This window comes from Ensifer sp. ENS08 (assembly GCF_014852195.1).
Lineage (GTDB): Bacteria > Pseudomonadota > Alphaproteobacteria > Rhizobiales > Rhizobiaceae > Ensifer > Ensifer adhaerens.
The window spans coordinates 76,705-91,143 of sequence record NZ_JACVBF010000010.1 but is presented as its reverse complement, the minus strand read 5'-3'; the positions used below and the strand labels follow the sequence as shown (position 1 = coordinate 91,143).

Below are 14,439 nucleotides of genomic sequence, written 5' to 3'. Positions count from 1 at the left end.
CTTTTGAAACAGGCAAAAGGTCATTCTCTGCTGACACGCCACACGACATTGCCGACATCGTCGGCAACCAGCAAACTACCCGTCTTATCGATTGCCACGCCGGCCGGGCGCCCCATGGCGCTGCCGCCTTTGCCGACGAACCCGGTGAGGACATCTTTTGGCCGGCCGCTGGGCTTGCCATTCAAAAACGGGACGAAGATGACCTTGTAGCCGCTGGGTACGCTTCGGTTCCAGGAGCCATGCTGTCCAACGAATGCGCCGTTCGAATAGGTGGGGCCGAGCGACGAGCCCCTCGAGAACACCAGTCCCAATGATGCCGTGTGGGCGCCCAGCGCGTAGTCGGGCTTGATGGCCCTTGCGACGAGGTCAGGACGCTGCGGCCTGACGCGGGTGTCGACGTTCTGGCCGAAGTAGCTGTAGGGCCAGCCATAGAAGGCGCCATCGCGCACGGATGTCATGTAGTCCGGGACGAGATCGTCACCGAGTTCGTCGCGTTCGTTGACCGCGACCCACAGCTTTCCATTCTGAGGGTTCCAGGAGAGCCCGTTGGGATTGCGCAGGCCCGAGGCGAAGGGGCGCATGTGGCCGCTTGCCTTGTCGATCTCGAGCACGGCTGCACGGTGCCGTTCGACGGCCATGCCGTTTTCGGCAACATTGCTGTTGGAGCCGACCGTAACGTAGAGCTTGCGGCCGTCCGGGCTTGCGATCACATCCTTGGTCCAATGGTGATTGAGATCGCCGGGCGGTAGATCCGCGATCTTTTGCGGCGGCGCCGTGATCCGGGTCTGTCCGTTCGAATAGGGGAAGGCGACGAGAGCGTCGGTGTTGGCGACATAGAGCTTGCCCCGCGACAGCGTCATGCCGAAAGGCGAGTTGAGACCTTCGGCGAACGTGGTCCGCAGGTCGGCCACCCCGTCGCCATCGGTGTCGCGAAGCAGCGTGATCCTGTTTGCGCTTGGTGTGGTGGCGCCAGCGCGCTTCATGGCCGCGCTCATGAAGACCTTCTTCAGGCTGAAGCCCTCGTCGTGTTTGGCCGGAGCATTGCTTTCGGCCACCAGAACGTCACCGTTGGGAAGGACGCGCAGCCAGCGCGGATGGTCAAAATTCGTCGCAAAGGCGTTGACCTTCAATCCTTTGGCAGCGAGTGGATGTTCTCCGCCCCGCCACCCGGTCGCATCGGCGATGTTGACCGTCGGGATCACGGTTGGGCGTGGTTTTGGCAGAACCGGATCCGAACCGTATCCAACCTTGCCGGTGTTGCTCGCTGTCTGCCTGGCTGAGACGTTGGCGCAACCCGCCAGTAAAGCTGCGGTTAGGAGGATGACGACTGCCGCACACGGGAAACGGTTTTGCATTGGAAGGCCTCCGCAGGGATTGGCCCATCTCATCGTGAGGCGCAACGGCGCCTCGCAACATTCCAACCACAAAACAGCAAGGGTTGCGACTTGTTCCCGGCGGTAGGAACGTTTGAAGAACTTTCCCCTGTCACAATGCCTGTAAGCGGCCTATAAGACACGAATGGTTCAGCGAGCTGGAAGTGCAGATCTCCCTCTTCATGGCGGCAGGGTTCCCCCGTGGCTCGGCGATCGCATGACGAAGCTCGGGACGATCATCGCCGAAGCCATCGTCATCGAATACGGCCGTGACGAGTTTCTGCGCCGTCTGGCCCATCCTTTCTGGTTCCAGTCCTTCGGCTGCGTCATGGGCATGGATTGGCACTCATCAGGCATCACCACCAGCGTCATCGGCGCTCTCAAGCGCGGTCTCGCTCCTCGTTCGCGGGATCTCGGGATAAGCGTCTGCGGCGGTCGCGGACGACATTCGCGGCAGACGCCAGACGAACTGATCGCCATCGGCAACCGCGTCGGCATCGATGGTGCCGGCCTTGCGGCCACCAGCCGGCTTGTTGCAAAGGTCGATAGTGCCGCGGTCCAGGACGGCTTCGACCTCTACCTGCACGGTTTCATCGTCGCTGACGATGGCAAATGGGTGGTGGTACAGCAAGGCATGAACGGCGATAAACGCCAGGCCCGGCGCTATCATTGGTTGTCGGAGGGCGTTTCCAGCTTCGTCGACGCTCCCCATGCGGCGATCGAGGGAAAAGGTCAGGGGGAAATCGTCAATCTCGCAGACAGACGGGCTGCCGCATCACGCCACGGGCAGCTTGAGCTTTTGGCATCGCTTGGGCCTGACCGAATTGTCCGGGAAGTCGTCGCTCTGGATCCAAAGGGTAAACCGAAGGAGGCCGATCAGCCGTTGCTCCCACATCTCGTGATGCCGGCACATCACGACGTACGGGATGAAAACGTCAACATGCGACGGCTGCATGCGACACTTTCTGCGGCTGCCGATCGCGGGCCGGAAGATTTCGAGCAGCTTTTGATGGTTCCGGGCGTCGGTGCCCGTACGGTCAACGCGCTCGCGATGGTGGCTGAAGTCGTTCATGGCGCGCCTTGCCGTTTCGCCGATCCGGCGCGGTTTTCGCTTGCGCACGGTGGCAAGGACCGCCATCCGTTTCCCGTGCCCCTCAAGGTGTACGACCACACGATCGCGGTCATGCGATCGGCCGTGACGAAAGCGCGGCTCGGACTTGGCGAGGAACTGGAGGCGCTGAAGCGCCTTGACGACCAGGCACGGCAGCTCGAAAGATACGCCACCGGCCCGGACCTCAAGGAAATTGTTGCCGGAGAGTTTCGCCACTCGCCCGAATGGGGCGGTCGCAGTGTGTTTGGATGGGAGGAGACTGGCGGATCGGCCGAGCAGAAGTCGCTGGAACCGACGCCGTCGAACGCTCACCGTCAGGCACGCTAGAAAATCGAGTGGCCGGCGCTGGTTCAGCGAGATGAGCTTCAGTCGAGGGGCGGGAGCGAGATATTCCTTGGGGAAGGATGCCTTAGCCGATCTTCTCTCCCACCTCCAATAGATAAGCGTCATAGCCGAACAACAAATCCTGGCTCAGGTCCTTGCCGTCGAACCGCGCTATAAAGTCGTCAAGGTCGGCCTGACGCGAGAAGCCCATCGCCATGGCAGACATGCTTTCGATGTCGCCCTCTTCGTCCTCGTAAGTCGCGCTCATCTCCAGGACACCCAACCGATCGAAGTTCGCTTGCATGTGGAATGAAAGCCAGACCAGGTATTCCAGCGGGTAGCCGGGATTCCTCCCGTATGTCACCACAAAGGGATAAGCTGAACGGAACCGGCTGGCCAGAACTTCGCCATCGGTGGCAAAGACGAGCAGATCGCTATCCTCATCGAGGTTGTGAAGTTCGATTGTCAAATCATGCTTGCGCAACGCAACGTAGCCGCCAAGTTGGTCCCACGGCAAGGAAGTCAAGATGATCTCGCGCCATCGTGTGATGGCGACATCGAGATCGGTGCGGACCAAGAACATGAAGAAACCCTACAGCGTCACGACACAATCAAGAGCTTTCAGCCTTGCATAGTGCACGCTATAGTCAATAGATATTAGCGGCGCCTAAATTCATGGTAACGAGGGAGTTATCGTGATTTGAGAGGCGCCGGCGAACATCAGCTTCGCCGGCTGGCGGATCTATCGCCAGTATCCCCGCCCGGTATCGACCGATGACCGTCCCACGACGTAGCCGATGGTAAAGGCGAGGGCGCCGATCAGCAATCCGAGAGTGGTCGCGGTGTGAGGATGATCTGCTGCGGCAGTCGCGACAGCGCTCGTCTCTCTCTTCACTGCTTCGGTGGCTGTCTGCGCAGCTTTGCGAACGCCAGCGAGAGGTTCTTCGGGTGTGCCGGTAAAGCCGGCTTTTAGATCGTCGTCTTTGGCCATCGCCTTCTTCTCCTATCGCGTATGCAGGAGAAACCGAGGACAGCGCCATCGGTTCCGAATCCTTGGAAAGATCTTTTTTAAAGCACCAATTTGCTAGCGACCTTGTGCCCAGAGTTCTTCGGCAAAGTCCTAGTGGGTCGACAAGATCCGGTTGTTCAACGCTCCTTGATACGTCTTCCTGGTCGCAATTTTGTTCTCCAGCGACTCGAGGATGTCCTCGCAGAAGTCGACGTCGTAGAGTTCACGAATGGTCTGGAGACCACCGGGCGTGAACACGTTTATCTCAAGCAGCTTGTCGCCGACGATGTCGAGGCCGACCAGGAACATGCCATCTTCGACAAGCTTCGGGCGTAAGGTCTCGGCGATCGCCAGCATTTCCTTTGTCACATGCGCCCGTTTTGGCGTCCCACGCGCGTGAATATTGGAGCGCACGTCTCCCTTCGCGGGAACGCGCCTGAACGCAGCGTAGACGTCGCCGCGCTGCAAAGGTCGCCCGTTCATGAGAAACAATCTGGTATCTCCTTCCGACGCCTTAGGAAGGTAACATTGCGCAATGAGATAGCCGACCTCACCCACCGCATCGATGATTTGATTGAGGTTGGATTCGGTGCTGCTTCCGACCCGAAAAACGTTCTTGCCGCCAGATCCCTGTAGCGGTTTGATGATTACGCCGTCTGAATGATCGTCGATAAACGCCCTGATCTCCTCGATGTCCTTGGAAATCAAAGTGGTCGGACGAACGATGGCCGGGAAATCCTGGAAGTAAAGCTTGTCTTGCGCCAAGGCCAGACCACATGGGTCGTTGACGACGATCGTGCCTCTTTCTGCGGCAAGCCGACCAAAATTTGCACCCGCATGCGCGGCCCAGGGGCGAGTATCGGCATCCAGCGACGGATCGTTCCGTAAGAACAGAACATCCACCTCTTCAACATTGACAAGGGCTCTTTGCTGTTCGGGCGCGATCAAAGCGCGTAGCAGAGTTTCGGACTTCTTGGGGCGTGCGTCGCCAAGATGTGCCGCCCGGATCATCAATGCGTCGTCGGGCCCAAGTATGAAGTCACCCGGCGTGATGTAGAGGACCTCATGGCCACGAGCAAGCGCAGCAAGCGCCAAGGATGTTGTCGTATAGGACGGCCTTTCGGTTTCGATCGCGTTGACAAGGAAGGCGATGCGCATGGGGGCTCCTGGCTTAAGACAAGGGTGCAACCGGCCACACCCGGTACAATGGCCCCGAAGGCGACTTTAGGGGCCCGAAGCGTGTGGGGCTCGCGTTAGACCCAACCTGAAGACGACATGAAGGATCCGTTGCATTAACGCTCCTCGCTGCTACTGGTTCCTGTCAGTCTTGATTGTCTCCGCAGATGCGCCCTAACCCGATGGCCAGGGTTCCAGCTAGGTGATGTCTCTAATGTTCGGACCGGAGGGTCTGGCAAGTCTCGGACGAGGATTAAGTGCGGGCTCAGCGTCAATCTCCTGGCTATGTCCGCATGGCACACAGCCGCACTGGGGTGCCTGCACGCGGACACGACCGACAGGCAGAGGGCGCTCAAGCTCCCTCTGCCTCTTAAATGGTTCAGCGCTTGTGATGGACGCTTTGCAGACCGTAAACCGGCGTCTGAATACCCTCCAATCGTGCCTTCAGTTGCAGTGACAGGTACTGCGAATAATGGCGCGATTGGTGCAAGTTACCACCATGGAACCACAGGGCATCCTGTTGCGTGGGCTTCCACATGTTGCGCTGCTCGCCCTCCCAGGGGCCGGGGTCCTTCGGCGTATCGGAGCCAAGTCCCCAGACCTTGCCGACCCTGTCGGCTGTCTCCTGGTCGATGAGATCGGCGACCCAGCCATTCATCGAGCCGTAGCCCGTCGCATAGACGATGACGTCGGCCGGGATCTCCTTGCCGTCAGCCAGTTTTATCGAGGTTTCGGTGATCTCTTCCACCTGTCCTGCGGCAAGCTTCACCTTGCCGTCGATGATCAGCTGCGACGCGCCGATATCGATGTAGTATCCGGACCCGCGGCGCAGGTACTTCATGAAGAGACCTGAGCCATCCGCGCCCCAATCGAGTTGGAAGCCCGCCTTTTCCAGCGCCGCGTAGAAATCGGCGTCGCGCTCGCGCATCTTGTCGTAAAGCGGGATCTGGAACTCGTGCATGATCCGGTAGGGAAGCGACGCAAAGATGAGATCCGCCTTGCCCGTCGTTACGCCGTTGGCCAGCGCCTGTTCCGAATAAAGCCCACCGAGGCCGATATCCATCAGCGTGTCGGACTTGACGATATGGGTCGTCGAGCGCTGGATCATCGTGACGTCGACGCCCGCCTCGTACAGCGCGGCACAGATGTCGTGGGCCGAATTGTTGGAACCGATCACAACGACCTTCTTGCCCTTGTAGCCATCCGGCCCCGGGTGCTGCGAGGAATGATGCTGGTCACCAACAAAGCGCTCACGGCCGTTGAAATTCGGAATGTTGGCCTTGCCAGACATGCCGGTCGCAAAGACGAGCTGCTTTGGCCGCAACACCACTTCCTCACCGTCGCGGTCAACGACGATGGTCCATTCCTTCGCGGCTTCGTCCCATTTTGCCGATTTGGCGGTGGAGCGTGTCCAGTAGTTCAGCTCCATCACCTTGGTATAGAATTCCAGCCAGTCGCCAATCTTGTCCTTCGGTGCGAAGACCGGCCAGTTCTTCGGGAAATCGATGTAGGGCAGGTGGTCGTACCAGACGGGGTCATGCAGGCAGAGCGACTTGTAGCGCTTGCGCCAGCTGTCGCCTGGCCGGTCGTTCTTTTCGAGGATGATGGTGGGCACGCCAAGTTGGCGAAGCCGGGCCCCGAGCGCAATGCCGCCCTGTCCGCCGCCGATGATCACGACATAGGGTTGCGTCTCATAGCCGAGCGTGCGCTCCTCGTGCTCGCGCTCCTCCTTCCAGGTTTTCGTGCCGACATTCTGGCCGTGCTTGGCGCCAAGTGGCCGGGTAAAGCCGGATTTCTCCTCGTGGCCCTTGAGTTCGGCCAGTGCCGTCAGCAGCGTCCAGATCAGGCCGTTCTTGATGCGCACGAGGCCGTAGCCGCGTCCCGTCGCAGTCTCGAACGAGATCCAGCTTTCAAGCACGCCATCCGCCTCGGTTGCTTCTTCGCCGGCGGCGACGCGCCAGTTGGAGGGTTTTGCAGAGGCAAGCTGTGCCTGAAGCATGTCGCGCACCTCGTCCCGGCCTTCGACAGTCTTGAGGTTCCAGGTGAAGGCGACGAGGTCGCGCCAGTAGCATTCCTCTGCAAAGAGGTTGACCGCATCGTCGATACGGCCGGTTTCGAGTGCAGCGCCAAGGGCATCAAGCTGTGCCTGAACGCGGGTGGTGGGGGTCTTCTCGAGCATCCTTTATCCTCCTGCTCTGTGATGACAAACGGAACGGCTCCTCAACCGTCCCGCAATGGGGACCGGCCTAACGCTTGAGGTCGATCAGTATTTTCAGGTGCGTACCGGCGGGATCGAGCAACTGGTCGAACCCTGCCGAAACAGCTTCGCTCAGTGAGACATGTTTGGTGACGATGCGGCGAGCCGGTATTTGGCCGCTCGCGATCAGGCGCGCCACGCGCGGCCAGTAGTGGGTCGGATAGGCCCAGGAACCGCGGATATCGATGTCCTTGAAGGTCACGTCAAACCAGTTCAGCGGGTTCTCGCCTGGATGAAGGCCGGTCTGCACGACGACGCCCTGCTTGCGCACTGCGCTCGCGCAGTTCTTGAGCGCATGTTCGTTGCCGACGCATTCGATGGCGACATCGCAGCCAACGCCGCCCTCGGTTTCGGCCTGGACAACATCGCTGACCTTTTCGATCTTGGGATTGATGGTGCGGACCTCGCGGAGTGCTTCCTTCGCCAGTGAAAGCCGCGTCTCGTTGAGATCGGAGAGAAAAATCTTCGACGCGCCGGCCGCCCGCGCTGCCATGGCAACGAGAATGCCGATCGGTCCTGCGCCCGTGACCAGCACGCTGTTGCCGGCGGTGACGCTGCCGCGATCGCACGCATATACGGCGACTGCGGTCGGCTCTATCAGCGCGGCTTCTTCGTCGGATAGCGCATCGGGAATGGGCTGGACATTGTAGTCGTTGAGCAGCGCCGCTTCCGCCATTCCGCCGGAGTGCCAGGATAGGCCGGCCAGTGCCAGGTTGGCGCTCAGGTGAAACAGACCACGGTCGGCATAATAGTCTCCGCGGCGCGGCATGATCAGCGGCTGGACGGAGACCCTGTCGCCCGGCTTCACATGGCTAACCCCTTCGCCGATCGCCTTCACGACGCCGCCGAATTCATGGCCGAGGATCTGCGGTCCATGAGCACCCGTGAAGGGATGCGGTTCCTTCGGGATGAAGATCGGGCCATAGGCGTATTCGTGCAGATCGGTCCCGCAGATGCCGCAGAAACGATTTTCCACCAGTACCTCACCGGGGCCAGGGGCAGGCGGAGCGTCGACATCGTCAATGCGTAGGTCCTTGGCGGCGTGAAAGCGCAGAGCTTTCATTGTGTTTCCTCCTGTTTGTTCTTGCACAGGAGAGGCAGCAAGCAGCATGCCAGATCGCAACTGCGTCTATTTTGTTTGTGATATCAAAGGCTTGAAACGTGACGGGAGCGAAAGTCACCGAAAATGCAACAGTCCGGGTGCAACAGGTGTTGCAGGCGTTGCGTCAGTTGAGCCGCTTCAGACGGCGGTGGATCGTGGAACGGTTGACGCCGAGCTTTCTCGCAAGCGCCGAAACGTTGTCGCCGCAGTCCCTGAGTGCCTGGCGTAACGCATCATCCTCGCCGGGCAACGAGTGGATGGCTTCGGAGAAGAGATGTTCCGGCAGGCACTCGCTATCGATGAGACCATTTTCGGAAAGGGCCGCGGCCACGCGCAGAACATTGGAAAGCTCACGCAGATTTCCGGGCCATTCATGCGCGAGCAAGGCCGCCCGAGCCGTCTTGTCGATGCGGTAGGACTCGTGGTTCTCCTTCTCGACACGAGCGCGTAATTGATCGATCAGCCAGCTAAGATCCTGACGCTCTCGCAAGGCGGGGAGCGAGAGCGTTGCGGCGTTCAGGCGGTAATAGAGGTCTTCCCGGAAACGGCCCTGCTTAACCAGTTCCGCCAGATCGCGGTGGGAGGCGGAGACGACGCGCAGGCGGATTGGCCGGGCCTTCAGCGCCCCAATCGGCTGAATCTCATTTTCCGAGAGCACGCGCAACAGCCGGCTTTGCAGCGTGAACGGCATGTCGCCGATCTCGTCGAGGAACAGGGTGCCACCGTCCGCATCCTCGATCAGGCCGCGCTTACCTTTCTGGCTGGCGCCCGTGAATGCACCGGGTGCGTAGCCGAACAGTTCGGATTCGATGAGATGTTCGGGAATGGCTGCGCAATTTACGGCGACGAAATTGCCATTGTCGCCGCAGCTGTCATGGATCGCGCGAGCAAGATACTCCTTGCCGCTGCCCGTCTCCCCTTGAATGAGAATTGGGATGCGGCGTGTGGCCAATTTTGCCGCGCGGGTCTGCACCCGTTCCATTGTCGCGTCGCCCTGGCTGAGATCGCGCAGGGCCCGGGGGAGGCGCGCTTCGGGCGCGGCGGGCGTGCGCAGGCTGACGACGGGCGCGATGGCGCTGGCGAATAGGACTAGGCCGCTCTTGGCTCTCAGCAAGCGTTCGCCGTTCGGACGACCGCGCATGAAGTTGGGCAAATCGTCCACGTCGATATCGAACACCTCCGAGAGCGGAAGGCCGAGGAAATTGCGTGTCTGGAGGCCGCGGATGTTCATCGAGCGGGCGAGTGCGCCGAAGCCACCATGGGTCATACCGGTGATGCGGCCGCTGCCGTCGAGGGCGATGGCGGCGTCCGGGTCGACATCCAGGAATTCCGGGGAGCGGGCAAGCCGCAGGACCCAGTCGTTGCGGGTGCGGGTCATGAGGTTGGCAAGCTCGATCCGCCGCGCAGTGGCGGATACCAGATGCAGCGCCAGCTGCTGGCTTGCCTTGGCAGTGGGCGACCGGAGCTGGGAGATGTCGAGCACGGCGGTCAGATCGCCGAGCGTGTCGAAGACCGGCGCCGCCGTACAGGTCAGCCCGATATGGCTCGCGTCGAAATGGTCGTCCTGATGGATGATGACCGGCTGGCCGGAGACGATGCACGCCCCGACGGCACAGGTGCCCGCCCGGCTCTCAGACCACTCCGAGCCGAGATAGAGGCCCGCCTTGCGCAGCTGATTGTCGAAGGTCGGATCCCCCATGAAATCGACGGTGACGCCGCGGGCATCGGACAGCAACAGGACATAGTTCTGTTCGGCGACTTGGTTGAACAGCCCTTCAAGCCCGGAACGCCCGATGCGGATCAGTTCTTCCGCCTGTTCGCGATGCTCGCGCAGCTTCGATCCCGGAACGATATAGGCTTCCTGCGCGATCGTCGGATCCAGCTTGTAATCATTGAGGCAGCGAAGCCAGGATTGGACGACGGGCTCGTCGCGTGGGCTCGCGGCCCCGGAGGCGACTCGTTCTATCTCACGAATATGCGACAGCGACGTCGACATCGAGCGCCCTCCTGACGGGAAAGCTGACACACTCTCATCGACAACGTCAAGCCAACGGTGGACGGTGACGTGCGTCAGCCAAGCGCTTGCCGACGAGGCCTATCGAGGTCTGGGCTGCACGTCGTTGAGATCGGCAGCGTTCTGGCATTAACACCCCATTGCCTGAGTGCTTCCCATCCCATGCGCGATAGCCCTAGGATATGGGGTTCGCTGCCCCTTCCTCCGTCTGGAGGTAGCTGATCACGGCGTCGGCGATCATTCGGCGATGGCGGCCGATCGTGGCCGATTCGGAAAGGTCCCTGCGAAAGATAGTTCCGAATGTATATCGGTTCGAAACCCGGAAGAAGCAGAAGGCACTGATCAGCATATGCACATCTATCGGGTCGGCCTTTCGCTTGAATGCACCCTCAGCGATACCGCGTTCCAGAATGCCCGCGATCGTTTCGATGACCGAGACATTCAGATCACGGATCGCTTCCGACCGCAGCATATGCGCTGCGTGGTGGATGTTTTCGATGCTGACCAATCGCACAAAGTCGGGATTGGCCTCGTCGTGGTCGAATGTGCTGGAAATTAGCGTACGCAACGCCTCTTCCGGGGCAAGGCTTGAAAGCTTCAGGTCCTCCTCGAGCGTGCGGATCTTGCGATAGGCGCGCTCAAGCACGGACAGGTAAAGTCCCTCCTTGCCCCCGAAATAGTAATAGATCATGCGCTTGGAGGTTCGGGTCCGTTCTGCGATCGCGTCAACGCGTCCGCCCGCAAGGCCGTGCGTCGAGAACTCTTCCGTGGCGACGACAAGGATGTCTTCCTTGGTGCGTTCCGGATCGTTCTTCCGACTTGCCTCAACCCGCCCCGCCATTCTTTTTCATCACTCCCCCGGCACTCGCCGAAATTTTCCAATGAAACCAAATCGAAACGGGCGAGCGCAGAGGCTCGCCACACCGCCTCCCGTGAGATTCATATTGAGGTTACGGGGGTCTTTCAAGAGAGTCTGCTTGACATACGTACTAGTTCGTACATTTTGTAGTGGCGAAGACGACTTGAGGAGGATGTGTTCGCACCGGTGCCCTGACGCCGCCCCGTGACGCCAATGTGATGCGCGGGCGCCAAGACGGCACTCCGCTTTGGGAGGAGCGCATGATCCGCATTATCGATTTCTATTTCTTCGCGCTGAAGGTGGCGATTGCCTTGCTGCTTGCCGGCATGGTCGTCCTCGTCTTCGGCAACGTCGTTTTGCGCTATGCGTTCAATCAGGGCATCACGGTCTCTGAGGAGCTATCACGCATCTTCTTCGTCTGGCTCACGTTTCTTGGCGCCGTGGTTGCCTTGCGCGAACACGGGCATCTCGGCGTTGATACGCTCATCAAACGACTGCCGCCGGCCGCCGCGAAGGTCGCGGTGCTTCTTGGCCATGTGTTGATGCTCTACGCTACCTGGCTGATGATCAGCGGCAGCTGGACGCAGACGCTCATCAACCTGCATGTCGGCGCGCCTGCGACTGGGCTTTCCATGGGCTTCTTCTATGGGGCCGGTCTCGCCTTTGGGGTACCCGCATTCCTCATCCTGCTTGCCGACGCTTTCGCCATCGCGACCGGACGCATCGACGTGACGACGGCGGAACTGGTGCGCGACAGCGAAGACGAAGTGGCGCTTGACCCACACCCCACGGCCACGCTCGGGCCGCTGCCCGTCAAACGCTGAGGACGAGCCGATGACGGTCACCATCTTCCTTGGCGCACTTCTCGGCCCCATGGCGCTCGGCGTGCCGATTGCATTTGCGCTGATCATCAGCGGCGTCGCCCTGATGCTCTTTCTCGGGCTCTTCGATGCACAGATCGTCGCCCAAAACGTCTTGAACGGCGCCGACAGCTTTCCGTTGATGGCCGTGCCCTTCTTCCTGCTTGCAGGCGAGGTCATGAACACCGGCGGGCTTTCCCGCCGCATCGTCGCCCTGGCGATGGCCATGGTCGGTCACATCCGCGGCGGCCTCGGCTTCGTGGCGATCTTTGCCGCCTGCATTCTTTCCAGCCTCTCTGGTTCAGCTGTCGCCGACGCGGCGGCCCTCGGCGCGCTGCTTCTGCCGATGATGCTGAAGAGCGGTCATGATCCGGCGCGCGCCGGAGGGCTGCTTGCCTCTGCATCGATCATCGGGCCTATCATTCCGCCGTCGATCGGCTTCATCCTCTATGGTGTGGTTGGCGGCGTCTCGATCACCAAGCTCTTTCTTGCGGGCATTTTCCCGGGTTTGATGATCGCCGCGGCCCTTTGCATCACTTGGCTTATCGTCGCTCGCAAGGAGCAGTTCGAGCTCCCGCCAAGACAAAGCGCCCGCGTGCGGCTTGGAGCGCTGCTCGACAGTGTCTGGGCGCTTCTGTTGCCGGTGATCATCATCGTTGGTCTGAAGTTTGGTGTTTTCACGCCAACCGAAGCCGGCGTTGTTGCGGCGGTCTACGCCCTGTTCGTCTCGATGGTCATCTACCGCGAGCTGACGCCGGGCCAGCTCTTCCATGTCTTCGTAGCGGCCGCGAAAATTACATCCGTCGTGATGTTCCTGGTTGCCTGCGCTGCCGTTTCCGCCTGGCTGATTACGGTTGCAGACGTCCCCGGTGCGCTTGCCGCGCTTGTCGAACCGCTGATGGACAACCAGACCCTTCTGCTCATCGCAATCATGGTCCTGATCGTTGTCGTCGGGACAGCGATGGACATGACACCGACGATCCTCGTCATGACGCCGGTTCTGATGCCGATCATCAAGCAAGCGGGGATCGACCCGGTCTATTTCGGCGTGCTGTTTATCATCAACAATTCGATCGGCCTGATCACCCCGCCAGTGGGCACCGTTCTCAACGTTATCTGCGGCGTCTCGAAACTGACGATGGAGGACCTGATGAAGGGCGTGTGGCCCTTCCTCATTGCCGAACTGATCGTCCTTTTCCTGCTCGTCCTGTTCCCAGAACTGGTGACCGTACCGGTCTCCTGGTTCGGGCACTGACGGCAACTTTTTATTGCGCTTCAACAGGCCGGCGGGATTACCGGCTCAATCTGGGAGGATAACATGTTGAACCGATTTACAAAAATGGCACTGGGCGTCGCCCTGCCGATCGTTTTGTTTGCAGCAGCGCCAACGCTTGCAGAGATACGCGACCAGACCATCAAGTTCGCGTCAGCCAACAACAAGGGTCACCCCCAAGTGACGGGCATGGAGAAGTTCGCCGAGCTCGTGAATGAAAAGAGTGGCGGCAAGATCGAGGTGAAGCTGTTCCCCGGCGGCACGCTTGGTGGTGACGTGCAGACCGTCTCCGCTCTCCAGGGCGGCGTTATCGAGATGACCGTGTTGAACGCCGGTATTCTTGCCAACAACGTCAAGCAATTCGGTGCCGTCGACCTTCCTTTCCTCTTCAATAGTGGCGAGGAGGCGGACAAGGTGATGGATGGCCCCTTTGGCGAGAGCCTCAGCAAGCTTTTGCCCGATACCGGCCTAGTCGGACTTGGATACTGGGAACTCGGCTTCCGCAATCTCACGAACAATCGCCATGCAGTGACCAAGCTTGAAGACATCAAAGGTCTGAAGATCCGCACCATCCAATCTCCGATCCCGATCGAACTCTTCAACACGCTCGGCGCGAATGCCGTGCCGCTGCCTTATACGGAACTCTACACCGCGCTTGAGACTGGGACGGTTGATGGGCAGGAGAACCCGGCGGCAAACATCCTGAATGCCAAATTCTACGAAGTGCAGAAATACATGACGCTGACCCGTCACCAGTACAATCCGCAGATCGTGCTCGTCAGCAGGAAATTCTGGGATGGCCTGAACGACGAGGAAAAGACCGTCCTGCAGGCGGCCGCGACCGAGGCCCGCGACTATCAGCGCAAGGTCTCGCGCGAGGCGGATACCGCAGCCCTTGAGGAAATCCGCAAGACAGGCATGGAGGTCAGCGAATTCAGTCCCGAGGAGACGCAGAAGCTGCGCGACGCCGTCAAGCCGGTGATCGAGAAGTTTAGCGCCGAGATCGGCGCTGACACCGTGCAGTTGTTGTTCAAGGAGATAGGTGCCGCGCGGGGCCAGTAACCGCGCGAATACTTCGGCC

General features: G+C 60.2%; 12 protein-coding genes. 4 read left to right on the top strand and 8 right to left on the bottom strand.

Annotation, left to right across the window (positions count from 1 at the left end; all coding sequences use genetic code 11):
- Positions 1-20: 20 nt before the first annotated feature.
- Positions 21-1,355: a sorbosone dehydrogenase family protein gene (locus IB272_RS21040; protein ID WP_192444937.1), complete on the bottom strand. Its 1,335-nt coding sequence runs from the start codon at positions 1,353-1,355 to the stop codon at positions 21-23.
- Positions 1,356-1,518: 163 nt separating this feature from the next.
- On the opposite strand from IB272_RS21040, the gene IB272_RS21035 reads away from it, so the two are divergent.
- Positions 1,519-2,811, top strand: coding sequence for a DUF763 domain-containing protein (locus IB272_RS21035; protein ID WP_192444935.1), 1,293 nt, complete (start codon positions 1,519-1,521; stop codon positions 2,809-2,811).
- An 82-nt stretch (positions 2,812-2,893) separates the two neighbouring features.
- Here IB272_RS21035 and IB272_RS21030 read toward each other — a convergent pair whose 3' ends face one another.
- The 7 genes from IB272_RS21030 to IB272_RS21000 all read right to left on the bottom strand — a co-directional run bounded on the left by IB272_RS21030 (position 2,894) and on the right by IB272_RS21000 (position 11,207).
- Positions 2,894-3,391: a hypothetical protein gene (locus tag IB272_RS21030; RefSeq protein WP_034796517.1), complete on the bottom strand. Its 498-nt coding sequence runs from the start codon at positions 3,389-3,391 to the stop codon at positions 2,894-2,896.
- A gap of 159 nt (positions 3,392-3,550) precedes the next feature.
- Positions 3,551-3,799 (bottom strand): hypothetical protein, encoded by a 249-nt coding sequence (locus tag IB272_RS21025; protein ID WP_034796515.1) that lies wholly within the window; start codon positions 3,797-3,799, stop codon positions 3,551-3,553.
- 129 nt (positions 3,800-3,928) lie between these two features.
- Positions 3,929-4,975, bottom strand: a complete 1,047-nt coding sequence (locus tag IB272_RS21020; RefSeq protein WP_029742886.1) for a glutathione synthetase — start codon at positions 4,973-4,975, stop codon at positions 3,929-3,931.
- Between the two features lie 397 nt (positions 4,976-5,372).
- Positions 5,373-7,172 (bottom strand): NAD(P)/FAD-dependent oxidoreductase, encoded by a 1,800-nt coding sequence (locus IB272_RS21015; protein WP_029742885.1) that lies wholly within the window; start codon positions 7,170-7,172, stop codon positions 5,373-5,375.
- A gap of 67 nt (positions 7,173-7,239) precedes the next feature.
- The gene (locus IB272_RS21010) at positions 7,240-8,313 is read right to left on the bottom strand and encodes a 2,3-butanediol dehydrogenase (RefSeq protein ID WP_029742884.1); all 1,074 of its coding nucleotides are present in this window, start codon (positions 8,311-8,313) and stop codon (positions 7,240-7,242) included.
- Positions 8,314-8,476: 163 nt separating this feature from the next.
- Entirely contained in the window at positions 8,477-10,348 is a 1,872-nt protein-coding gene (locus IB272_RS21005) for a sigma-54-dependent Fis family transcriptional regulator (RefSeq protein WP_060530147.1), read from the bottom strand.
- Between the two features lie 193 nt (positions 10,349-10,541).
- Positions 10,542-11,207 carry a TetR/AcrR family transcriptional regulator gene (locus tag IB272_RS21000; protein ID WP_029742882.1) on the bottom strand — a complete coding sequence of 222 codons (666 nt, stop codon included), beginning with the start codon at positions 11,205-11,207 and terminating at the stop codon, positions 10,542-10,544.
- Positions 11,208-11,485: 278 nt separating this feature from the next.
- Between IB272_RS21000 and IB272_RS20995 the strand changes: the two genes are divergently transcribed.
- From IB272_RS20995 to IB272_RS20985, 3 genes are all read left to right on the top strand, one after another.
- Positions 11,486-12,049, top strand: a complete 564-nt coding sequence (locus IB272_RS20995) for a TRAP transporter small permease (RefSeq protein ID WP_034796497.1) — start codon at positions 11,486-11,488, stop codon at positions 12,047-12,049.
- 10 nt (positions 12,050-12,059) lie between these two features.
- Positions 12,060-13,340 (top strand): TRAP transporter large permease subunit, encoded by a 1,281-nt coding sequence (locus IB272_RS20990; RefSeq protein ID WP_060517979.1) that lies wholly within the window; start codon positions 12,060-12,062, stop codon positions 13,338-13,340.
- A 63-nt stretch (positions 13,341-13,403) separates the two neighbouring features.
- Positions 13,404-14,420, top strand: coding sequence for a TRAP transporter substrate-binding protein (locus IB272_RS20985; protein ID WP_112975571.1), 1,017 nt, complete (start codon positions 13,404-13,406; stop codon positions 14,418-14,420).
- Positions 14,421-14,439 lie beyond the last annotated feature (19 nt).

Excerpts from the sequence above, each read along its gene's own strand:
- IB272_RS21015 (WP_029742885.1), bottom strand. The coding sequence starts at position 7,172 with ATGCTCGAGAAGACCCCCACCACCCGCGTTCAGGCACAGCTTGATGCC.
- IB272_RS20995 (WP_034796497.1), top strand. The coding sequence starts at position 11,486 with ATGATCCGCATTATCGATTTCTATTTCTTCGCGCTGAAGGTGGCGATT.
- IB272_RS20990 (WP_060517979.1), top strand. The coding sequence starts at position 12,060 with ATGACGGTCACCATCTTCCTTGGCGCACTTCTCGGCCCCATGGCGCTC.
- IB272_RS21040 (WP_192444937.1), bottom strand. The coding sequence starts at position 1,355 with ATGCAAAACCGTTTCCCGTGTGCGGCAGTCGTCATCCTCCTAACCGCA.
- IB272_RS21005 (WP_060530147.1), bottom strand. The coding sequence starts at position 10,348 with ATGTCGACGTCGCTGTCGCATATTCGTGAGATAGAACGAGTCGCCTCC.
- IB272_RS21025 (WP_034796515.1), bottom strand. The coding sequence starts at position 3,799 with ATGGCCAAAGACGACGATCTAAAAGCCGGCTTTACCGGCACACCCGAA.
- IB272_RS21020 (WP_029742886.1), bottom strand. The coding sequence starts at position 4,975 with ATGCGCATCGCCTTCCTTGTCAACGCGATCGAAACCGAAAGGCCGTCC.
- IB272_RS20985 (WP_112975571.1), top strand. The coding sequence starts at position 13,404 with ATGTTGAACCGATTTACAAAAATGGCACTGGGCGTCGCCCTGCCGATC.
- IB272_RS21000 (WP_029742882.1), bottom strand. The coding sequence starts at position 11,207 with ATGGCGGGGCGGGTTGAGGCAAGTCGGAAGAACGATCCGGAACGCACC.
- IB272_RS21035 (WP_192444935.1), top strand. The coding sequence starts at position 1,519 with ATGGTTCAGCGAGCTGGAAGTGCAGATCTCCCTCTTCATGGCGGCAGG.
- IB272_RS21010 (WP_029742884.1), bottom strand. The coding sequence starts at position 8,313 with ATGAAAGCTCTGCGCTTTCACGCCGCCAAGGACCTACGCATTGACGAT.
- IB272_RS21030 (WP_034796517.1), bottom strand. The coding sequence starts at position 3,391 with ATGTTCTTGGTCCGCACCGATCTCGATGTCGCCATCACACGATGGCGC.